Origin of the sequence: Neorhizobium alkalisoli (assembly GCF_002968635.1) — a bacterium.
In the GTDB taxonomy this organism is placed as follows: domain Bacteria; phylum Pseudomonadota; class Alphaproteobacteria; order Rhizobiales; family Rhizobiaceae; genus Neorhizobium; species Neorhizobium alkalisoli.
Window position 1 is genome coordinate 301,602 of record NZ_PVBN01000001.1, and the last position, 21,261, is coordinate 322,862.

22 protein-coding genes are annotated in these 21,261 nt (G+C 59.2%); all 22 read left to right on the forward strand.

Annotation, left to right across the window (positions count from 1 at the left end; translation table 11 throughout):
• The first annotated feature begins 29 nt into the window (after window positions 1-29).
• The 22 genes from C5L13_RS01460 (at window position 30) to C5L13_RS01565 (ending at window position 21,143) form a co-directional block, all read left to right on the forward strand.
• Window positions 30-1,313 carry a flagellin N-terminal helical domain-containing protein gene (locus C5L13_RS01460; protein ID WP_105381484.1) on the forward strand — a complete coding sequence of 428 codons (1,284 nt, stop codon included), beginning with the start codon at window positions 30-32 and terminating at the stop codon, window positions 1,311-1,313.
• A gap of 258 nt (window positions 1,314-1,571) precedes the next feature.
• Complete coding sequence (locus C5L13_RS01465; RefSeq protein ID WP_105381485.1) at window positions 1,572-2,213, forward strand: hypothetical protein; 642 nt, start codon at window positions 1,572-1,574, stop codon at window positions 2,211-2,213.
• Window positions 2,210-3,475, forward strand: a complete 1,266-nt coding sequence (locus tag C5L13_RS01470) for a MotB family protein (protein WP_105381486.1) — start codon at window positions 2,210-2,212, stop codon at window positions 3,473-3,475. Before C5L13_RS01465 ends, C5L13_RS01470 begins: the two co-directional genes overlap by 4 nt.
• A 1-nt stretch (window position 3,476) precedes the next feature.
• A complete protein-coding gene (gene motC / locus C5L13_RS01475) occupies window positions 3,477-4,751 on the forward strand; it encodes a chemotaxis protein MotC (protein ID WP_105381487.1) in 1,275 nt (424 codons plus the stop codon).
• Entirely contained in the window at window positions 4,748-6,205 is a 1,458-nt protein-coding gene (gene fliK / locus C5L13_RS01480; RefSeq protein ID WP_105381488.1) for a flagellar hook-length control protein FliK, read from the forward strand. The genes motC and fliK overlap by 4 nt, the downstream gene beginning before the upstream one ends.
• Complete coding sequence (locus C5L13_RS01485; RefSeq protein WP_105381489.1) at window positions 6,135-6,794, forward strand: transglycosylase SLT domain-containing protein; 660 nt, start codon at window positions 6,135-6,137, stop codon at window positions 6,792-6,794. Before fliK ends, C5L13_RS01485 begins: the two co-directional genes overlap by 71 nt.
• A gap of 279 nt (window positions 6,795-7,073) precedes the next feature.
• A complete protein-coding gene (gene rem / locus C5L13_RS01490) occupies window positions 7,074-7,745 on the forward strand; it encodes a transcriptional activator Rem (protein WP_105370669.1) in 672 nt (223 codons plus the stop codon).
• Between the two features lie 106 nt (window positions 7,746-7,851).
• Window positions 7,852-9,168, forward strand: coding sequence for a flagellar hook protein FlgE (locus tag C5L13_RS01495; protein ID WP_105381490.1), 1,317 nt, complete (start codon window positions 7,852-7,854; stop codon window positions 9,166-9,168).
• A gap of 46 nt (window positions 9,169-9,214) precedes the next feature.
• Window positions 9,215-10,687 carry a flagellar hook-associated protein FlgK gene (gene flgK / locus C5L13_RS01500; RefSeq protein ID WP_105381491.1) on the forward strand — a complete coding sequence of 491 codons (1,473 nt, stop codon included), beginning with the start codon at window positions 9,215-9,217 and terminating at the stop codon, window positions 10,685-10,687.
• Window positions 10,688-10,689: 2 nt separating this feature from the next.
• Window positions 10,690-11,799, forward strand: coding sequence for a flagellar hook-associated family protein (locus C5L13_RS01505; RefSeq protein WP_105381492.1), 1,110 nt, complete (start codon window positions 10,690-10,692; stop codon window positions 11,797-11,799).
• A 35-nt stretch (window positions 11,800-11,834) separates the two neighbouring features.
• Window positions 11,835-12,182 carry a flagellar biosynthesis regulator FlaF gene (gene flaF, locus C5L13_RS01510; RefSeq protein WP_105370673.1) on the forward strand — a complete coding sequence of 116 codons (348 nt, stop codon included), beginning with the start codon at window positions 11,835-11,837 and terminating at the stop codon, window positions 12,180-12,182.
• Window positions 12,179-12,628 carry a flagellar biosynthesis repressor FlbT gene (gene flbT / locus C5L13_RS01515; RefSeq protein WP_105381493.1) on the forward strand — a complete coding sequence of 150 codons (450 nt, stop codon included), beginning with the start codon at window positions 12,179-12,181 and terminating at the stop codon, window positions 12,626-12,628. The genes flaF and flbT overlap by 4 nt, the downstream gene beginning before the upstream one ends.
• The gene (gene flgD / locus C5L13_RS01520) at window positions 12,619-13,104 is read left to right on the forward strand and encodes a flagellar hook assembly protein FlgD (RefSeq protein ID WP_105381494.1); all 486 of its coding nucleotides are present in this window, start codon (window positions 12,619-12,621) and stop codon (window positions 13,102-13,104) included. Before flbT ends, flgD begins: the two co-directional genes overlap by 10 nt.
• Before the next feature lie 29 nt (window positions 13,105-13,133).
• Window positions 13,134-13,400 carry a flagellar biosynthesis protein FliQ gene (gene fliQ, locus C5L13_RS01525; RefSeq protein ID WP_105381495.1) on the forward strand — a complete coding sequence of 89 codons (267 nt, stop codon included), beginning with the start codon at window positions 13,134-13,136 and terminating at the stop codon, window positions 13,398-13,400.
• Between the two features lie 119 nt (window positions 13,401-13,519).
• Window positions 13,520-15,607, forward strand: coding sequence for a flagellar biosynthesis protein FlhA (gene flhA, locus C5L13_RS01530; RefSeq protein WP_105381496.1), 2,088 nt, complete (start codon window positions 13,520-13,522; stop codon window positions 15,605-15,607).
• Between the two features lie 72 nt (window positions 15,608-15,679).
• Window positions 15,680-16,432 carry a flagellar biosynthetic protein FliR gene (gene fliR / locus C5L13_RS01535; RefSeq protein WP_105381497.1) on the forward strand — a complete coding sequence of 251 codons (753 nt, stop codon included), beginning with the start codon at window positions 15,680-15,682 and terminating at the stop codon, window positions 16,430-16,432.
• 9 nt (window positions 16,433-16,441) lie between these two features.
• The gene (locus C5L13_RS01540) at window positions 16,442-16,843 is read left to right on the forward strand and encodes a hypothetical protein (protein WP_105381498.1); all 402 of its coding nucleotides are present in this window, start codon (window positions 16,442-16,444) and stop codon (window positions 16,841-16,843) included.
• A 160-nt stretch (window positions 16,844-17,003) separates the two neighbouring features.
• On the forward strand, window positions 17,004-17,555 hold the full coding sequence (locus C5L13_RS01545) for a rod-binding protein (RefSeq protein WP_105382029.1): 552 nt from the start codon (window positions 17,004-17,006) through the stop codon (window positions 17,553-17,555).
• A gap of 26 nt (window positions 17,556-17,581) precedes the next feature.
• A complete protein-coding gene (locus tag C5L13_RS01550; RefSeq protein ID WP_105381499.1) occupies window positions 17,582-17,947 on the forward strand; it encodes a hypothetical protein in 366 nt (121 codons plus the stop codon).
• Entirely contained in the window at window positions 17,947-18,486 is a 540-nt protein-coding gene (locus C5L13_RS01555; RefSeq protein WP_105381500.1) for a hypothetical protein, read from the forward strand. Before C5L13_RS01550 ends, C5L13_RS01555 begins: the two co-directional genes overlap by 1 nt.
• Window positions 18,487-18,662: 176 nt before the next feature.
• Complete coding sequence (locus tag C5L13_RS01560) at window positions 18,663-19,316, forward strand: hypothetical protein (RefSeq protein ID WP_105381501.1); 654 nt, start codon at window positions 18,663-18,665, stop codon at window positions 19,314-19,316.
• 84 nt (window positions 19,317-19,400) lie between these two features.
• Window positions 19,401-21,143 carry a GumC domain-containing protein gene (locus tag C5L13_RS01565; protein WP_105381502.1) on the forward strand — a complete coding sequence of 581 codons (1,743 nt, stop codon included), beginning with the start codon at window positions 19,401-19,403 and terminating at the stop codon, window positions 21,141-21,143.
• Window positions 21,144-21,261 lie beyond the last annotated feature (118 nt).

The following is a 21,261-nucleotide window of genomic DNA, read 5'->3' on the forward strand; positions in this document are numbered from 1 at the left end:
CCTCAGAATATCTGACCGAGGCACGGCCAATGACCAGTATCCTAACCAATACTGCCGCGATGGCGGCACTGCAGACCCTGCGCGGCATCGACCGCAACATGGAAATCACCCAGGCACGGGTTTCTTCCGGCATGCGGGTCCAGACGGCTGCGGACAATGCGGCGTATTGGTCCATCGCTACGACGATGCGCTCCGACAACCACGCGCTGTCGACGATCCAGGATGCGCTCGGCCTTGGCGCGGCAAAGGTGGACACCGCCTATGCCGCAATGGAAAGCGCCATCGACACGGTCATGGAAATCAAATCCAAGATCGTTGCCGCCTACGGCGTCGGCGCCAACCGCAACAAGATTCAGGAAGAAATCACCCAGCTCCAGGAGCAGTTGAAGAGCATTGCCGACTCCGCCACCTTTTCCGGTGAGAACTGGTTGCAGGACTATATCAGCGACGGCGGCACCAATGCCCAGGAAAAGCCGGTCGTCAAACAGGTGGTTGCGTCGTTTACGCGAACCGCGTCGGGTGAAGTCGCCGTCAAGACCGTCGATTATACCTTGGATTCGAGCACCGTCCTTTTCGATCTGAACGGAGGAAAGCTCGGGATTCTCGATTCCTCCGTCCGCTTCGTGGCCGAAACTGAAACGGCCGTCACCGTCGTCACCACGAATGCCGGCGTTTCTACCGAAGCGGACTACGCCGTTCCTTTCTTCACCGAAAGCCAGTTGACGGCGTTGGGCGCCGATACCAACGTTGCCGATGCGCGCATCTATACAGTCGGCGGCAACTCCTACATGAAGGTCGCCGAGGGCCAGTGGGCTCGTGTGACGACGACGGACCCTGCCACCGCACCGGCGGTCACGACCGCTGTTCACCAGAACGGGGGCACGAGCTACTACTTCGTCGTTCTACCCGCCAACAACCTCGACAATCGCAAGCTCGACATTTCCGTCGTGACCGTCGATCTGGACAAGTTGGCGGATGTCGCGTCGGAGATGAACACGATGGTGCCGGGTTCTGCTCCCGATAACGAAGCGGTGCTCGATATGCTGGAACGTTTCCTGGACAAGCAGCTCCTGGCGATGACCAGCGCGGCGTCCAGCCTCGGCTCGATCCAGAAGCGTATCGATCTGCAGGAAGGTTTCGTCGCCTCCCTGACGGACGTGATCGACAAGGGCGTCGGCCGTCTGGTGGATGCGGACATGAACGAGGAATCGACCCGCCTCAAGGCCCTCCAGACACAGCAGCAGCTCGGCATTCAGTCGCTGCAGATCGCCAATACCAACGCTGAAAACATTCTCCAGCTGTTCCGGCAGTAGCACGTCTAGATTGATCCGCCCGACGTCTCGTCGAACCGGTCGTTTGAGGCTGACGCGATGCGCCATCTTCATCCTCGCGCAAGTTTGATTGCCTACCGTTTCGCTACGATCCGGCGGATTTTGCGAGGTCCTGCTGCGGATGAACGAACGGCAACCTTATCGGGATGATACGATGATTGCAGCGGCGACATTTGGCTTCTTCCGCCTGCTCATGACGAGCGGCGCACGAAGGAGCACGGCAGGGCAGGGAGTGTTTCGATGAGCGCTTCTCTCGCACGCTATTTGAAAGACTTCAGCGAGCCGCAGTCCGTGCCCCTGCCGTTGATGGTGGATGATCTTGCCGGTGGCCTCGACGAGGATCTGGCGCTTCCCGCTATGGTTGAGGCTCCCGTAGATATCGAGGCCGAGCGCGCGGAAGCCTATTCAAAGGGTTACGGGACGGCTTCCGAGGAATTGCAGCAGCGTTTCGGCGAAGAGCGCCAGGCACTTGTCGCAGCGCATGCGGAGGAGATGGCGGCGCTCCGCGAAAAATACGAGGCTGAGGCCGCGGCCTCGATCGCCGCCGGACTTCAGGAAATCGCCGGGGCAACGGCCCAGGCGGTCAGCGATCAGACGGCAAGGATTCTTGCGCCGCTTCTCGACGAAGCGCTCGTGGCAAAAGCGGTTTCGGACATGGCCGACCTTATTCGAGATGCGATGCTCGAAGGCGATGTCGGAACAGTCAACATTCGCGGGCCGCTGCATCTGTTTGAAAAACTCCAGGCCGCGCTGGGAGGGTCAGCGCCTCTTCTGCGCCACGTCGAAGCGCCCGATCTGGATATCTCGGTCGATATCGGTGAGACCGCGCTTGTAACCCGCATGTCCGCGTGGGCTGCAAGTCTGAAAAAGGTATTGGCATGAGCGAGGGCGAAAATCACCATCACGGCAAGAACGAGGTCGTCATCGTCAAGCGGCATGGCGGCGGGCACGATGAGGGTCACCATGGTGGTGCCTGGAAGATTGCCTATGCCGACTTCATGACCGCGATGATGGCGTTCTTCCTCGTCATGTGGCTCGTCAATGCCGCCAACGAGGAAACGAAAGCCTCGATGGCGAGCTATTTCAACCCGATCAAGCTTTCAGACGAAACCCCGGCCGAGAAGGGGCTCGAAAAGCCCGTCGACGCGGCAGAGGGACAGGAGAGCGGCGAGCGCTCGCGGGTCAAGGCGGATGCGGACGTGCAAGGCTCGGCGGCGGCGACCGGCGAGGATATGACCTCGACTTCCGGCGACGAGCCCAACTACTCCGAAGCCGATTTCTTTGAAAACCCCTATTCCGTTCTCGCCGAGATCGCACAGGAAGTCGGTCAGCAGGCCAATGTCAGCGCGAAAGGTGAGGGCGGAGCAAGCGAATCCGGCCCTGCGACCGGTGCCGATGGCGGCGAAGCCTATCGCGACCCCTTTGACCCGGATTTCTGGACGCGGCAGATCGAGGTCGCGCGGGCCGACGGTTCCGACAAGGCCGTGAAGGGAACTCCGGTCGAGGATCCGACCGCGGAGGCCGTTCAAACTGCGCCGCAGCAGGATCCGGGCGTGCCCCCGGTTGAGATGGCTGTAGCACTCCCCATGCCACGGCCTGATCCGGCCAAACTCGACAAGGCGCAAGCCGATAAACCGGAGAAACTCGAGGCGCAGGAAACCGCCAAGGGCTCGGCGGAACAACAGGCAGCGGAGAAGCTCCGAGAGGAAATCCAGGAGCAGATTTCCGGCGTCGCAGGCAAACTCGCCGAAGGGCTCGTCGTGACGCCGGCGGAGGGCGGCCTGCTCGTCACCATTTCGGATCAGGCCAATGATCCGATGTTCAACGTCGGCTCGGCCGTGCCTCGTCGGGAAATGGTCCTGGCGATGGAGAAGCTTGGCCAGATTCTCAAGGATCGTAAAGGCAGCGTCATTGTGCGCGGCCATACGGACGGCCGCCAGTTCAAGGGCGGCCAGAACGACAACTGGCGTCTTTCCATGGCCCGCGCCCATAGCGCTTATTACATGCTGGTGCACGGCGGGTTGACCGAGGATCGCGTCAAGCAGGTCTCGGGTTTTGCCGACAGGCGGCTTCAGGTGGCCGATGATCCCCTTGCGGCGGCAAACCGCCGCATCGAAATCCTGCTCCAGGCGGACGAGGGATAATATGGCGCTTGCGGGCATACGGTCTCTGTTCACGGCTGCTCTGGTCCTGGGGACGGCTCTTACGCATCCGGCGTTTGCGCAGGATCGTACCGACCTGCCGCCCTATGCCATGCTGCGTTCGCTCCAGTTCGTGCAGGATTCCGTTGTCCTCGGCGACCATTCTGCCGCGGAAATGCAGCGCTTCATGCTTGCAACGATCGACCAACGTTTGAGAACCGCCGATCCCTCGGTCTTCGAGGATCCGCGCAATGTCGATGCTGCACTGGTGTATGCCATGAGCGGCGGCAATCCCGAAACGCTCGAATATCTCGCCTCCCGCGACATCGCCGGCAATTTCGACAATCGCGTCGCTGAAGCGCTCAGAAAATATCTGAGCGGCAAGGGGACCCTGGTCGCGAAGAGCCTGGGAGAGATGACGAAGGAATACCGCGACGAGAAGCTCGGCCCGTATCTTGCCCTGGTCAGCGGCAATGTGGCGGTGGTGAATGATCCGAAGGCGGCACTCGGCTTTTACGATTGGGCACGGCTGACAGCGCCTGGTACCATCATCGAAGAAGCTGCTCTTCGCCGTTCGGTGGCTATTACAGTCGACGCCAATATGGTTGAAGAGGCGCTTTCCTATTCGCGCCGATACGCCCGCCGTTTTATTCATTCCCCTTATGCCAGTCAGTTCGCCGATTTCTTCGTGCAGCTTGTCGTCGCCCATTTCGGTGCGATCACCGAAGAAGACATCGACGGGGCGATCGAGTTTATGGATGCCGACCGTCGCCGGGAGGTCTTTCTGCGCATTGCCCGCGCAGCCGCCATCGCCGGCAATAACGATCTCGCTCGCGTCGCCTCCGCGAAAGCCGAAGCATTGGCGGGAAATCCTGCGCCCGAGGCGCTCGCGCGGCTTTATGGCGGCTTCGCCGATATTCCGACCAATGACATTCGTGCGGCCATGAAGGCGATAAGCGACGTTCCCGAAGAAACGCTTTCGGTGCGTGACAGAGCTCTGCGCCAGGCGGCAAAAGCTATTGCCGAACAAGTCATTAGCAAGCCGATAGAGGAAAGCTTCGCGCAAGACGAAGCAATCAATGTGAACCATACAGAAGACGCGAAGTCCCCAGTCGCGTTGCCCAGAAATGAGATCGCTGGGCCTGCCTCCGCCGCGGAAGATCCGAGGGCCGGCACCGCTGTCAAATTCGATCCGGCCTTCCAGACATACGTCGATAGTGGTCGTTCGAAATTGAATGCTATCGATGAAATGCTGAAGGAGGAGAGTCCGTCCAAATGATTACCGACATTCTGGGTGGCAAGACCGGTGCAGCCGATGCGGCTTCGTCGGCAAAACAAGCTATCGGCAGCCGGAAGGGCGCCGAGGCTTCACCGAACGGCTTCTCCGACGCCCTTTCGGATTTGGATCAAGACGTGCCTTCGCAGGGCAAGGAAGACGTATTGGATGATGGCGAGCCTTCCGAGGAAGATCGCCTGAGTGCTGGCGAAAAGCCGGCAACGCGCAAACCAATCATCGATCTCAGACCGGAAAGCCTTCGGCGCACTCTGGAGAGAAGCGAAAGCGTGCTCGATGCGGTCGCCAAGGTCGTCGCCGCAAACGATGAGAAACAGCTGACGCCGGCGGAGAAGAAACTTCGCGATGCGCTCGCCACCGCCAAAGCCATCGTCCGGAAGTCGGATGAGCTGGCAGCTGCCCGCAAACCCGAAGCCAACGGCGAGCAGGCGGAGCCCGAAGAGGTAGACGCAGGTCTCGATCTCTCCATTCTGGATGCCGACGACAGCAAGATCGCCGATGTCCTGTCGTTGTTGGGCGGCGAGGTGGCCGCGAGCGAGCTTCAGGCTGCGATGCCGAAAAACGCGGGCGGGCCTCAGGGCAAACGGCAGAAGGATGCGGAGGACCGGGTCCAGACCGTCGGCGCCAACGATGCCGGGGAAACCGGTCGCTTTAGCCTGGCCAGCGCGTCCTCGGATTCGCTCTCTATGCCGGCCGATCGTGAGGCGAGCGTTCCCGGGACCGGCCAGTTTCGCTTCACCAATGCCCGTGGGGACGGTCAGAGCCTCAATATGACCGTGGACGAGCGTAGTGGCGAGCGACCGAGCGTGGAGTTCAAGACTTCATCGAACGCAACCGTTGAAAATGTCACCGTTCTCGAGTCGCGGCGATTCCTGGGCCTCGCGCAGAATTCGAACAGCGCCAATCTGACGGCAATGCTATCAGGCGATTCCGAATGGGCGGCAGCCATGCATCCGAGCTCGGAGCTCTCCAACGTCGCGGCGCAGAGCAGCACCGGCACGGTGGTCAATACGCTCAAGCTGCAGATGAACCCGCATGATCTGGGGTCGGTGACCGCCATGCTGCGGCTTCACGGCGAAGCGCTGAACGTTCACCTCACCGTCGAAACGCGAGCCGCCTATATGCAGCTCAGCGAAGACAGCAGCGGTATCCTCGACGCGCTTCGCGCCCAGGGCTTTGCCGTCGAACAGGTGACCATCAGCATTGCTCCGACGGCAGATTCGGAAGGGGCCGGCGGTCAACAAGGGCAGCAGGGTCAGACAGGTCCGCAAGCTCAGGCTGATGGCGGGCGGCAGGGTTCTGCTGCCGGACGCGGCCATGAGCAGGCGGGAAACCGTCAGTCGGCTGAGTTAGGTGCGAGGAATACGAATGACGCGGCTACGGACAACACGGCAGGTACGCCTTCTGGCGGCACTCGCCCTGGCGATCTCTACCTCTGAGGCGCCTGCCGGTTCCCTTTTCAGCGCATCCACACAGCCTGCTCCCCGAACTCCGATAACCGCTAGCGCTCCGGCCGCTCCCCGGGCGCCGGTCAACCCCGGAGCTTGTGAACGCGAGATTCAAGCTGCGGCTGCGAAATACGGGATTCCGGAAGGCATTCTCTATTCAGTCGGATTGACCGAGACGGGACGCAAGGGGAGCCTGAGCCCATTCGCGATGAACGTGGAAGGCAAGGCCCATTTTTCGGCTTCGCAACAGGAGGCAATCACCACCTTCCAAGCGGCAAGGCGGCAGGGGATGAAGTTGATCGACATCGGCTGCATGCAGATCAATCACCATTTCCACGGCGAAAATTTTTCGTCTCCGGAAGAGATGTTCGATCCGAGGCGCAATGTGGAGTATGCGGCGAAGTTCCTGCGCAACCTCCACGACCGGCACGAGACATGGACAATGGCGGTAGCACGATACCATGCCGGCCCCAATAACGATCCTGCGCAGAAGAGATATGTCTGCCGTGTGATCAGCAATCTGGTCGCCACGGGCTACGGAAACTGGACGACCAACGCCTCACGCTTCTGTAACAGCTAAGCAACCTTAGGCTGAATCCTTCGCCGAAAGAATCGCAAAATTGTGCCGTTGACGAAATATGGCGAAAATGGCAGCGCAAGCACTCTTTGAAGAGGTGTTAATTTTTCCACTAAAAATTTGTGCTGTCTAAGCGCATACCCACTACATCTAGTGCAAATCGCAAGCCAATGGTTAATCAACTATTAATTTGTTTGGTTAATTTCACACAGCTTGTCTCCGATTCCCGCGATTCGTACCCATAGATCAATCGAGGTACCACAACTGATTCGGAGGCGGCGAATGATCGTAGTGGTTGATGAGCGTGAGCTCGTGAAAGACGGATACACTTCTCTCTTTGGACGTGAAGGAATTCCGTCCACAGGGTTTGATCCAAAAGAATTCGGCGAATGGGTCAATACGGCGGCTGATGCGGATATCGCTGCGGTTGAGGCCTTTCTGATCGGGCAGGGCGAGCGGACGCTTGAACTGCCGCGGGCCATCCGCGACCGGTCCATGGCGCCGGTGATCGCAGTGAGCGACGCTCCGTCCCTGGAGGCAACCCTTGCCTTCTTCGACAGCGGCGTCGACGACGTAGTGCGTAAGCCGGTTCATCCCCGCGAAATCCTGGCACGTGCGGCGGCAATCCGCCGTCGTCTGAAGGCAATCGCGAACTTTACCGATATCGGTCCCATCCGGGTTTTCTCCGATGGTCGTGATCCGGAGATCGAAGGGGAAGTTTTCGCACTTCCACGTCGCGAGCGGCGCATTTTGGAATACCTGGTCTCCAACCGCGGCCGGCGTGTTTCCAAGACGCAGATCTTCAATGCCATCTACGGCATCTTCGACGAAGAAGTCGAAGAGAACGTCGTCGAAAGCCATATCAGCAAGCTGCGCAAGAAACTGCGCAAGAAGCTCGGCTTTGATCCCGTCGATTCCAAGCGTTTCCTTGGCTATTGCATCGACTGGAACTGATTTTTCAGAAGGGCCTTGCCGCTTATTTTCAGCGGACACGGAAAGCAGACAGCTTCACGCAAGGCCCGCATCTTACTCTCTTCATCAGATAAAGCGGAGATTTCCTATGAGCATTTTCGGCACGATGAAAACGGCCGTCTCGGGTATGAATGCCCAGGCCAATCGCCTCGGCACGGTCGGCGACAACATCGCCAATTCGAGCACAGCCGGCTACAAGCGTGCGTCAACGGCATTCTCTTCGTTGGTACTGCCTTCTACCCAGGGTTCCTATTCGTCGGGTGGCGTGGAAACCAATGTCCGCTACAGCATCGCCGAACAGGGCGGTATCCAGTACACGACGTCGAATACCGACCTGGCGATCCAGGGCGAAGGCTTCTTCATCGTCAGCGACCAGAATGGTTCTCCCTATCTGACCCGCGCCGGCGCCTTCCAGAAGGACGCCAACGGCTATCTCGTCAATACAGCCGGCTACCAGCTGATGGGATATCCTTACGGCTCCAACCCGCCGGCTGCAGTCGTCAACGGCTTCAACGGGCTTGAGGCGATCAACATCAACGACTTCGGTCTCGTATCCTCTCCGTCCACGCAAGGCAGCTTCCCGGCCAACCTGGACAAGGAAGCGGCGATCGTGCCCGCTCTTAGCCGTCCGAGCGACAACGTCGCCACCAGCGTGATCACCAACAAGAGCTCGCTTACGGCTTACGACCATGCCGGTGCCAAGGTTCTTTACGACTTTTATTACACCAAGACTGCCAATAACGAGTGGGAAGTTACAGTCTATCGCCAGGATCAGTCCACCAACGGCGGTTTCCCATATACGGTGACTGCGCCAGAAGTGCTCGTAAAGCAGACATCAATCCTGCGTTTCGATCCCAATACCAACAAGCTGCTGGCCGCTCCTTATGTTGTTGGCCCGCCGTCGACGGGATCGATGAAGAATATCGTCATCACCGATCCCAATGACGGCGCCACTCCGGCGCAGGCGATTACGATCGACCTTTCCGCCATGACCCAGTTTGCCAGCGACTTTACCCCTGGCAAGGGCATCATCGACGGCAATGCGCCGAGCCCGATCACCGACGTGGAAATCGGCGGCGACGGTCTTGTCACCGCAGTTTATCAGGACGGCGGTCGCCGCGCGATCTACCAGGTGGCCCTCGCCACGGTTCCGGCGATCGACAAGATGCTGCCGCAGAACGGCAACGTTTATCTGCCGACCAATGACTCCGGTGTCGTCACCATCGGCTTCCCGCAGAGCGGCTCTTTCGGCCAGGTTTATTCCGGCGCTCTGGAAAGCTCCAACGTCGATATCGCCAGCGAACTGACCGAAATGATCGAATCGCAGCGCGTCTACACGGCGAACTCCAAGGTGTTTCAGACCGGCTCAGACTTGATGGACGTCCTCATCAACCTGAAGAGGTAACCGGACGGGACGATCGAGAGAATAAGTCTCAAGAGGTTAGTAAAAAATGTCGCTTGCATCAGCATTGTCCACGGCTCAGTCCATCTTCACCAACTCCGGCACGCAGTCCGGTGTGGTGTCGAAGAACATTGCCAATGCGCAGAACCCGGACTACGTCCGCCGCTCCGCGGTGGTCGTGACCGGCGGCAACGGCGCAGTGATCGACGACATCGTTCGCGCCCAGAACTCTCCGCTTCTGCGCCAGACGATCGAAAGCACCTCTGTTGCAAACGGTCAGGCGACACTCCTTGCTGGTCTCACCGAGATCAAGAACCTGATGGGGGGGAACAACAACGAAATCTCCCCCGCCAAGCTCATCACTGCCTTCCGTAACAACCTGGATGCCTTTACATCCAAGGCGAACGATACCGGTCTCGGTGGTGCGGTCATTTCCACGGCGCAGGATCTGGCGTCCGGCCTGAATACGGCCGCCGACAAGCTTCAAAAGATCCGCAAGGATGCCGACGACCAGATCAAGCAGGACGTCGACACGCTGAACGCGTTGCTTGCCAAGTTCGAGGCGGTCAACAACCAGGTCAAGAACGCGACCGCAAGCGGCGCCGATGCGAACGATGCGCTGGATGAACGCGACGGTCTTCTCAAGAAGATAGCCGAGATCGTCGGCGTAACCTCCTATGTTCGCGGCGACAACGACATGGTGCTCTACACCTCGGACGGTGTGACGCTGTTCGAGGCCGTGCCCCGCAAGGTTACGTTCCAGGCAACGGCTGCTTTCGACGCCTCGACGGTCGGAAACGGCGTCTATATCGACGGAGTGGCGCTGAAGCCCGGCGTATCCGGCAACACCACTGCCAAGGGCTCGATTCAGGCGCTGATGCAGGTTCGCGACACGGTCGCCCCCATCTTCCAGAGCCAGCTCGACGAAATTGCCCGTACCCTGATCACCGTCTTTGCGGAGACCGGACCAACCGGCGCGCTCGTTCCCCAGACCGGTCTTTTCACCTACAAGGACGCGGCTGGCGTCCAACAGACCGCTATCCCGGCCGCCGGCACCACCGTTCCGGGAATCGCATCGCGGATTTTCGTCAACCCGGTCGTTGTTCCTCCGGCAGGCAACCCCGACAAGTTCCGAGACGGCGGCATCAACGGTGTCGCTTACGTCGTCAACACTGGCGGCGGCAGCAGCTACCGCGACCTGCTGGACAAGTATAACCAGGCTCTCGAAGGTCCGATGACCTTTGACAATGACACGGAAATCGCGGACGCGCCGGATCTTCTCTCTTTCGCCGCAGATTCCATGGGTTGGCTGGAACAGCTTCGCAGCACCGCAACTTCGTCCGATGAGACGAAGACGGCACTTCTGACCCGTACCCTCGAAGCCTATTCCAGCAGCACGGGCGTCAGTCTCGACGAAGAACTGTCGCTGCTGCTTGATATCGAACAGTCCTACAAGGCCGGTACTAAACTGATGGCAACGGTCGATGAGATGATGCAGGCCCTGCTGGATATTGCGAGCTGATTATGAAAACCTCTTTTGTTTCAACATTGTCCATTCAGACGACCATGCGAAACGCCATTTCGGGCGTTCAGCGCGAGATGGTGAAGGCGAACCAGGAAGCCGTCACGCAGAAACATGCGGACCTTGGCGTCGCGCTCGGGGCCAATACGTCTCGCGCTATCGATCTTTCTCGCGATATCACCCGCATCGAGTCGCTTTACAACACCGCGTCGCTCGCGACGCAGCGGCTGGAAAGCGCTGAACTTGCCCTGTCGAAGATGGACGAACTCGGGCTCGATATCCAGGGCGCCATCCTCACCCTTGGCAATTCCACGGACGCAACGAGCCTAGCCACGGCCCGCACGACCATGAAGTCCGCCCTCGACGCCTTCACGAATTTCGCGAACACATCCGTCCAGGGCGAATACATTTTCGCCGGCATCAATACCGATGTGAAGCCGATGGAAGATTATTTCGCACCGGGATCGCCAGCCAAGGCGGCATTCGATACCGAGCTGAACCACTTCATGTCGACGCAGGTTCCGGTCATCCCGAGCTTGTCGGTAATGACAGAAACCCAGATGAAGACCTTCCTCGATGACCTCGGGAAGAAGTTCGATGGCACGGCCCCGCTTACAAGCCCGCCGCATCCGGCGGGTCTTGCCGGTCAGGATTTCTGGACGACCTTCTTTTCCGACGCCAGCGACGAAAACATGAAGAGCCGCATCAGCCAGAGCGAAGTGGTCGAAAGCTCCACCAACGCCAACAAGGCAGGCATGCGCAAGTTCGCTTTCGCCTCGATCGTGTCGCTGGAGCTGCTGCAGCCGAACATGAACGACTTGGCCCGCCAGGCGGTCAGCGCGCGGACACGGTCTGTCATCAGTGAAGCGATGAACGGTGTAGATAGTATTAACCAGCAGCGGACTACAATCGGTATTTATACCGAACGCGTCTCCAAGGCTGAGGAAAGGTTGCAGGCGCAGAAAGACATTCTGACGAAGGGCCTCATAGGCCTCGAGAATGTCGATCCGGAGGAAGCTGCAACTCGTCTCAACGCACTGAAGACGCTCCTGGAAACCGCATATACGGTAACGGCAAAGATACAGCAGTTGAGCCTTGCCAACTTCCTTTGATGACTAAAGGAAGGCTCATGAAGAAGGATACATGAATGTACCAGTTTTCATATGCCGAGATCATGGAGGATGGCGTTGCAAACGCCAAGGATCGTGAACGGCAGGCCCTCGATCGTTCGATCGAACTGTTGGCGGCAGCCCGCGACGATGGCCACTATACGCGCACGACCGTCGAGGCTCTCTTTTATACCCGGCGCGTGTGGATCAGGTTCATCGAGGACCTGAAGCAGCCGGACAACGAGCTGGCGACGGAACTGCGCGCCGACCTGATCTCTATCGCTATCTGGATATTGAAGGAATGCGAAAAGATCCGGAAGCGCGAGTCGACCAATTTCCAGGGCATTATAGACGTGACCACCATCATCAGGGATGGACTTAAATGAAAAGTACGCTTCGCATCTCTTTGAAGTCCGGCGAGAGGATCTTCATCAACGGCGCTGTGCTGCGCGTTGATCGAAAGGTCGCGCTGGAATTCCTCAACGACGTCACGTTCTTGCTGGAAAACCACGTTCTTCAGCCGGAGGATGCGACCACGCCGCTCAGGCAGCTCTATTTCATCGCCCAGATGATGCTGATCAACCCTGAAGGCAAGGAACAGTCGATGACGCTGTTCCGCAAATCGGTGGCCATGCTGCTCACGTGCTTCCATGACGATGAGGTGTTGGCGGAACTGAAGCGGATCGACGGCATGGTCGCGTCCGGCCGGGCCTTCGACGCTCTCAAGGCGATCCGCGCCCTCTATCCGACGGAAGATCGCATTCTGAACAATCAGGAAATTGCGCCGGCAACCGTCGAACGCATCCGCAAGGAGATTGCACCATGGCGGTAGATCCAATTTCGTCGGCGACGGCCAATCCATGGGCGAATGCGGGTTCGTCGACCGATGCTTCGAACAATGCCAGCCTGAACTACAATAACTTCCTGAAGCTCCTCATTGCACAGATGAAGTATCAGGACCCGACCGACCCGATGGACGCGAGCGAGCAGATCGCGCAGCTTGCGACGTTCTCGCAGGTCGAGCAGTCGATCCAGACGAATACCCATCTGAAGAGCATGCTTCAGGCCGAAGCTCTGACCCGCGCCACCGATCTCATCGGCAAATATGTCAAGAGCGCCGACGATACCCTCACCGGCAAGGTCAAGGAAGTCGAGGTCTACGCGGATGGCGTTGTCGCCATCACCGAGAAAAACGAGAAGATTCTGCTCCAGGCCGGCGTTGTGTTTTCCGACACGCCATTGACGACTGGTACCAAAGACACCGCCGATAGCTCGACGGATACCGACGATACCGATAATAATACCTGATCGAGTCACACGCGAATCGGACGAGCGCGATGAATGAGGCGGATGCCCTTGATATCATGCAGGCGGCGATCTGGACGGTCCTGATCGCCTCCGGTCCGGCCGTCCTCGTGGCCATGGTCGTCGGCGTCGCGATCGCCTTTCTTCAGGCCCTGACGCAAATCCAGGAAATGACGCTGACCTTCGTGCCCAAGATCGTTGCCATCATGGTAACGATCGGCATCACGGCGCCGTTCATCGGCGGCCAGATCAATCTTTTCGCCAATCTGGTCTTTTCACGGGTGCAATCCGGTTTCTGACCGGCTGCACCCGCTTCTGTTTCGTCTTCCCCACCTTCGCGCAAGCTTCGCCGTTTAGTCATGACGTGAAACTGGCAGGAGCATGTCCTGCCGCCATCTCATGAAGAGACGGGACGTCCATGGCGCAACCACCTGCTTTATCCATTCCGAAGGTAACCCCGAGTGGCCGCGATGTCGGCTTTGCTCTCGGCATCGTCGCCATCCTCTGTATCCTATTCCTGCCGATACCGCCGTTCTTGATTGACGTCGGACTGGCTTTTTCGATCGCCTTTTCGGTGCTGATCCTGATGGTCTCGCTGTGGATCCAGCGGCCGTTGGATTTCTCCTCGTTCCCGACCATCCTGCTGATCGCGACCATGGTGCGGCTGTCGCTGAACATCGCGACAACCCGTGTGATCCTGTCGCATGGGCATGAAGGGCACGGGGCGGCGGGCAACGTCATCCAGGGTTTCTCGAGCCTCGTCATGTCGGGCGATTTCGTCATCGGCGTGATCGTCTTTATGATCCTGGTTACAGTGAACTTCATCGTCATCACCAAGGGCGCGACCCGTATCGCGGAAGTAGGCGCGCGCTTCACCCTCGACGCCATCCCCGGCAAACAGATGTCGATCGACGCGGACCTCTCGGCCGGCATCATCGATGAGAAAGAGGCACAGCGCCGCCGCTCCGAGCTCGAGGAGGAAAGCTCCTTCTTCGGGGCCATGGACGGTGCGTCGAAATTCGTACGCGGCGACGCGATCGCCGGCCTTATCATCACCGCGATCAACATCTTTGGCGGCATCATCATCGGCTACTTCCGCCACGGCATGGAAATCGGCGAAGCGGCCGACGTTTTCGTCAAGTTGTCGGTCGGCGACGGTATCGTTTCCCAGATCCCGGCCCTCATCGTTTCGCTTGCAGCAGGCCTTCTGGTCACCCGCGGCGGTACGGCGGGATCGACCGACAAGGCCGTCGTCGATCAGTTGGCCGGTTATCCGCGCGCTCTTTCCGTATCCGCCGGCCTTATGGCACTTCTCGCCATCGTCCCCGGCCTGCCGCTCCTGCCGTTCATGACGCTCGGTGCCCTCATGGGCTTCGGTGCGTGGCTCGTTCCGCGTCGCATCGAAGCGGAAAACAAGGCCCGTCGCGAAGACGAGGAAAAGAAGGTCGTCCAGACCAAGGAAGCGGAAAAGGATTCCGTCAAGTCGGTTCTCAAGACCGCGGAAATCGAGCTTGCGCTCGGCAAGCAGGTTTCCACGCGTCTCCTCGGTGCCCATCAGGAACTCGCTTTCCGCGTCGGCAAGATGCGCAAGAAGTTCGCCACCCAATACGGCTTCGTGGTTCCGGAAATCAAGGTAACCGACGACATCGCCATACCGGAAAAGTCCTACGGCATCCGTATTCACGGTACGACGATCGCGTCGAACACCCTGCGTGTCGGCGACGTCCTGGTCGTCACCGGCTCCGGCCGCAAGCCGAGCATCCCGGGTGACGAAATCCGCGAACCGGCTTTCGGCATGCCGGCGGTTTCGATCCTGGAAACCTTTGCGGAAGATCTGAAGCGCGAAGGCTTCCATCCGATCGACAACGTTTCGGTCGTGCTGACCCACCTCTCCGAGGTTATTCGCAACAACCTGCCACAGCTTCTGTCCTACAAGGACGTCAAAATCCTGATCGAGCGTCTCGATCCGGAATACAAGAAGCTGGCCGACGAGATCTGCTCGTCGCACATGTCCTATTCGGGCCTGCAGGCAGTGCTCAAACTGCTCCTGGCTGAACGCGTATCGATCCGCAACCTGCATCTCATCCTGGAAGCCGTGGCAGAACTCGCGCCGCACGTTCGCAAGACCGAGCAGATCGTGGAGCATGTGCGTGTGCGCATGGCGCAGCAGCTGTGCGGCGATCTTGCCGACAACGGCGTGTTGCGTGTGCTTCGTCTCGGCAACAAGTGGGATATGCTCTTCCATCAGGCGCTCAAGCGCGACAACAAGGGCGAGGTGGTCGAATTCGATATCGATCCGCGAACGCTCGAAGAGTTCAGCGAGCAGGCCACCAAGGTCATCCGCGAGTTCATGGACCGAGGCCTGCCCTTCGTCCTCGTGACGTCGCCGGAAACCCGTTCCTATGTCCGCATGATCATCGAACGGTTGTTCGCCACTTTGCCGGTCCTCTCCCATGTGGAACTGGCCAAGGGGCTCGAGATCAAAATCCTCGGGGCCATTTCGTGATGAAGCGTTTCGGGGCGGACGTTTTATTCCGCCCCGAAAACCCCTAGACTGTCCGCAAAGGACGATTCTCACATGATAACCGACCCGCAAGGGACCATACTCGCACTTTTCCTGGCATTCTGCCGAATGGGAGGGTGCGTCATGGTGCTTCCGGGGTTTGGAAGCGCGCGCGTACCGCCGCAGGTCAGATTATTTGCAGCCGTCGCGCTTTCCATGGCGATGTTGCCGGTCCTGTGGGATACGATCTATCCGAAGGCCTCTTCCCCGAGTGCTACCTTCATCGGTCTGATCTTTACGGAAGCGATGATCGGCATTGTTTACGGGCTGATTGCCCGTCTTTATACGCTCGGCATGCAGTTTACGGGCTCGATCCTGACCATGGCGATCGGCTTCACGGCACCTGGGGGCCATGACGTCCTCGAAGATACCAACGAGAACCAGCTCACGAACCTGCTCACGCTGAGCGGTCTGCTGCTGCTGTTCATGATGGACTTCCACCACGTGGTGTTCCGCGCGCTGATCGATTCGTACACGGCGACGCCTGTCGGCGCGGTCATTGATTCGCAAAAGATGCTGATCACTCTGACGGACACCCTGCGCGCCTCGACCATGATCATGCTGAGACTGGCAAGTCCGTTTCTGATCTATGGCCTGATGTTCAACGTGGCGGTTGGCCTCGTCAACAAACTCGCGCCGCAGATCCCGGTGTATTTCATCTCGACGCCTTTCCTTCTCATGGGTGGGCTTTTCCTTCTCTATCTGTCGATCGCTGCTCTTGTCCGCCAGTATGCGGATGGGTTCGCGCCGATCTTCCTGTCTTTCTAGGGGAGCGGTATGGCCGGTCCAGTCAAACGTTCTGAAAAGCTCAAGCGCCTCGTGGCGGTCCAGCGGCATATCGAAAAGATGGCGGAGCACGAACTCGCGGCGACCACTCGCCATCGCGCCGAGGTCAACCAGTCCATGGAAGAAGTGATCGATGCGATCGGTTCCATGCACCCCATCCACCGCCAGTTTTCGCAGCAATATGCGGAGCGCTTCGGGCGTCTGACGACCAAGGAACGCCAGCTTGCCGGCGTCCAGCAGCTCCAGGAAATGAAGGTGCTGAAGGAGCGGACCAAGGCGGACCGTCTGCAGGACAATATGAAGGATGCGCGCGATGACGAGGACCGCGAAGCCGCCGACAATTCGATATATGAACTCATCGAGATCACTCTCGCTTCGCAGATGATCAAATAGGCGCCAGCCTCCAGCAAGCTTCGCGAGCCATAGTCTCCTCATTGCGCAGATGACCCGGCACGAATTCAGTCCGGACGGGATGCTGCACTGTTTCAAATTGCTGCCGTCGATGCACGCATTCCTCGGAATGCGTCTCGCGGCGTTCATGAAAGGAGCTCACGTGGCGATTTCACCTCCGACCGATCTGGTCCTGGACGTCGTACGTGCGGCGAACCCGACCGCCGTTCAAGAGGCACAGGCCAAACTGAAGGCGAACAAGGCTGCTTTCGCCGCGACGAGCCTGGCGGAAGTGGGCAAGGGTTTCGGCGCCGCCATGAACAGGATCGATATGCCCGGCACCGAGGCAGGCCTCGGCAATGCGGAAGCGCCGAAGCGTGCCGCCGAGATGCCGGACGAATATCGCAAGTTCGAAGCCTCCATCCTGCAGAACTTCGTCAATTCCATGCTGCCGAAGGAAACCGAAGAGGTTTACGGCAAGGGCTCCGCCGGTGAATTCTGGAAGAGCATGATGGCGGAAAAGATCGCGGACGAAATGTCCCAGAAGGGCGGCATCGGCATCGCCGAACAGATGTATTCGCAGGCACTTGACCGGGTCGAACGGCAGGGCGCGGTCAACGCGACCACCGATGAAAACGACCGGAGCCGCGCCATGAGCATGATTACAGATTTCGAACGTGAGGTTCTCGGCGTCGGCAAGACGAACGAGGCCTGACAATGATTCAGACTGGGGCAGAAGATATGGAAGTCGTTTCGAATGATTATCGCATCAAGACCGTGCTTGGCCGGTTGGAGATGATAATCGACAACGAGAATCAGCGGATCGGTCGTGATCCCGAATTCGACCTCAAGGTGTCGAATGCTCACAAGAGCCGCTGCCTCTATGAACTGACGATGCTGTTCCGCGGCACGGATCCAAGAGAGCTTGCGCTCGGCTATATCGACCAGATGCATGGGTTGAAAGCCAAGCTGGCGCTCAACGCGCGGCGGGTCGAAGCGCATCTGCACGCGGTGCGGACGGTTGCCGATCTCCTGAAGAGCGCCGCTCGGGATGCCGATGGCGACGGTACCTACACTCAGGAACAGTTCACTTACGGCGAAGTCTGATGGTCAAACTCCTTCTTACCGGCTTATGGGTCTGCGTCGTCACGCTCGGAGCGGTGTATTTCTCCGTCCAGATGTCGGCCGCGCCTGCGCCGGTCGATGAGGAAGCCAGGAAGAAGGAGCTCCTCGAACTGGTCCGTGGAGAATCGATCACCATTCCGGTGATTTCGGATGGAGCGATCAGCGGCTACTTTCTGAGCCGCGTCTCGTTCATGATGGACAAGGAAAAGATCAAGGGCGTCAAGCTTCCGATGACGGAGCTGACCACCGACGAGCTTTTCACGCTGCTGATCGGCAACAAGATGGTCGATCTCAGCAAGCCAGGCGCCTTCGAACTCGAGAAATTTCGTTCGAGCATCAAGGACGACCTGAACAAGAAACTGGGCGATGGCCTTGTGGCGGAAGTGCTGGTCGAGCAGCTCGACTACCTTTCCAAGGAGGACATCCGCAACAATGCCTCGCGCGGCAACAAGAACCCCAATCCCGGCAAGAAGATTGTTGAAGGGGTGAAGGTCGAGGAGCCGAAATCGACAGGGCACTAGCCCGATACCACTCAAGTGATTGAAGAACGGGCCGGCCGATGTGCCGGCCTTTTTTATTGCTCAAAATCCCGAAAACGCACGGGTCTCTCGCATTTTAACGATCGATTTAAATGCGGCTTCAGCGCGCCCTGTTATTGGTCGACCGAGATTGGACCTTCCCTTTGTTGAGCGCAGTGATGAACGCATCCGGAGAATTCCCGACATCCGCTTCGTCCGAGAACCTGTTTGGATTGCGGGTGTGCGACCTTGGCTGGAATGCTGCGCTCAGCTTTGTCGAGGGGCTGGTCTCGCTGCGAGGCAACCGGGCGACAGTCGCGTTTCTGGATAGTCGCAACGTCCTGCGCCAGCTCATTGATCCGGCCTATCGAAGCGAGCTTGACCGTCGCCTGATCTTGCCGAGTGGGGGCCGCGTCCTCGGGATGCTTTCGAAGGGCTTGCGGGAGAAGGCTCCGCCGGCGCGGTTCTCAGCAGCCACTTTCCTTCCTGCGCTCCTGACTTTCCTCGAAAAGAGCTGTCGGATCGGTATTGCCGGTGGGGATGTTGCTCGCTTGACGTCTCTTCGAGACCACTTTGCTCGTCATGCCCCGTGGCACGAGATCGTCGTGGTTAATCCGGGACTGGAACCGCCTCGGGACCTCGACTTCGTCGTCGTGGATGCGGAGACGACGGCACAGGAAGGCCGGATCGAGCGCTGGCTTATGCCGGCTCATGCTGGGCTGGTGATATTTGCAGGGTCGGGCCTCTTTGGCCTTCTGAAGAACAAGCCGGTTCGAACCCGTCGGAGAAGCGGCGGCCTGCTACCCCAATCCCTCATCGGCGTGAGAAGTTAACTCTTTATTTGCCGTAAAAATTTAGACTGCCTTAATCAGCGGCAACCTCCGGGATGCCGAAAGCACGGTTATTGCGGTCGCCCCATGTATCAACCGGCGAATTTTGATGAAGAGCAGGATTTCAAACCGGACGCTTCGCGATCCGGTCTCGGCTCTGTCGTTTCCCGCTTGCGATGGTCACTGTGGAAAACGGGCGCTGCGATGCTGGTTGGCGGAGCTTTGCCTCTGCTGTTCAGCGATAGCCTCCCGCAAACCTACGAGGCAGCCACCCGGCTGAAAGTCGAGGCGGCCAGCGAAAGTGCGGTCGAGGGTGCCCTGACTGCGCTCCGTTCCAAACAGGTTCTCGACAACCTTGCCCGCGCGCTGAACCTTCGGCGTGACGGCGAATTTGCCGTGGACCGCCCGAGTGTCGTTCGGGTCGTGTCGGATATCGTCTCCGGCAACGAGATGACCGTTTCGCAGGCGGAAAATCGGCTGCGTGAACGCCTCTCGCAGGCGATTACCACCGGTTACGATCGAGGGGCGGATCGGGTTGTGATCTCGGCTGCCGCGGTGGATGCGGGTGAGGCCGCAAAGATCGCCAACATGCTGGGAGATACATTCCGTAACGAACTTACGGCCGCAGGCGCCACGATGTCGGAGCCTGTGGTCGAAAAGCTTCGCCAGACCCTTGAACGCGCGGAGGCAGCGCTTGCCGGTTTCGCGGAGGAGACAGGCGGACAGAAGCTTGCCGAACTGCGCCGAAGTCAAAGTGAAAAAGAGCAACTGGCCGCAGAACTGGTCGAGGCGCAAGCGCAGCTCGCGGACCTCAAATCGAGGGCCGCGCGGGCATCCGCCATGACGCTGGAAGACGTGCTTAACAAGCCGCTGCCCGATAGTCTGGATTATACGGGCCTTGAGTATCAGCGCCAACGGCATGTCGAGGCGAAGCTCGCCGTCGATCAACTCTCAGGCAATCTCGGCCCGCGCCATCCGCGCCTTCTCGCCGCGCAGGCTGCGCTGCAGGAGGTTCGGCTGGACATCCAGAAGACGCTGAAGCAACTTTCGGCGACGCTGCGTCAGCAGGAGACGGCGGCTGGCCGAAATCTGGCCGAGCTGAGGAACAAGCAGGTCCGAAAACCGGATGACAAGGAAATAGCCGATTCCGCTGCACGACTTGCTGCGCTAGAGGGGACGGCAAAAGAAGCGCGCCAGAACTATCTTGATGCCCTTCATCGATCGGAAGTGCAAGCGGCCCCGCCGACTGCCAAGGTAGAAGTCCTGAGCCCTGCCACGGCGGAAGCCGCGCAGACCGTGGGGCTGTCGATAATGGAGGTATCGGGTGCCGGCGCTGTGATCGGCCTTTGCTTTGGCCTTGCCTTCGCCGGCCTCGCGCGTCGCAAGTCGGCATTGGGCGGCATGGATGATGAGCCCGCATTTGATCATGCCGAAGAGGCCGCGCCGGCTCGCCGATGGTCAACGGAAGCTGTCGATCCTGTCGAGATGTTCGACGATCCGGAGGATCCCGACTATTACGAGCCAGCTCGAGACTTTCCGGCATCTCGCATAAATCCCCGCTACACGGTGCCGGCCAACGATGCGCCGCTTGCCGAGCAGATCCGCGAAATGCTGATCGCCAACCGCAGACCATCGCGCGAGATCGACCTGCCGCCGCTGGTTGCGGCCGTGATGTCGGGCGGCAGCGCTCCCCCCCCATCTTACAGCGTGGCACGATCGTCGCCGCAGCATGTCCGGAAAGCGGAAGAGGTTCGCGAACTGCGCCGTAACATGACGGAGCTTCGGGAGAGGGTTCAGTCCTATTCCGCCCGTCGCGGCTCCGCCCGATAATAAGGGCGCCTGCGACACCGAATCAGCTTGCTTTTGCCGTCTGCGACCAGCATAGGGCGTTGGCGGGCAAATCCGACTGATACCCGCTTTGTAGATTGACGGCGGTTTCAAGCGGGAG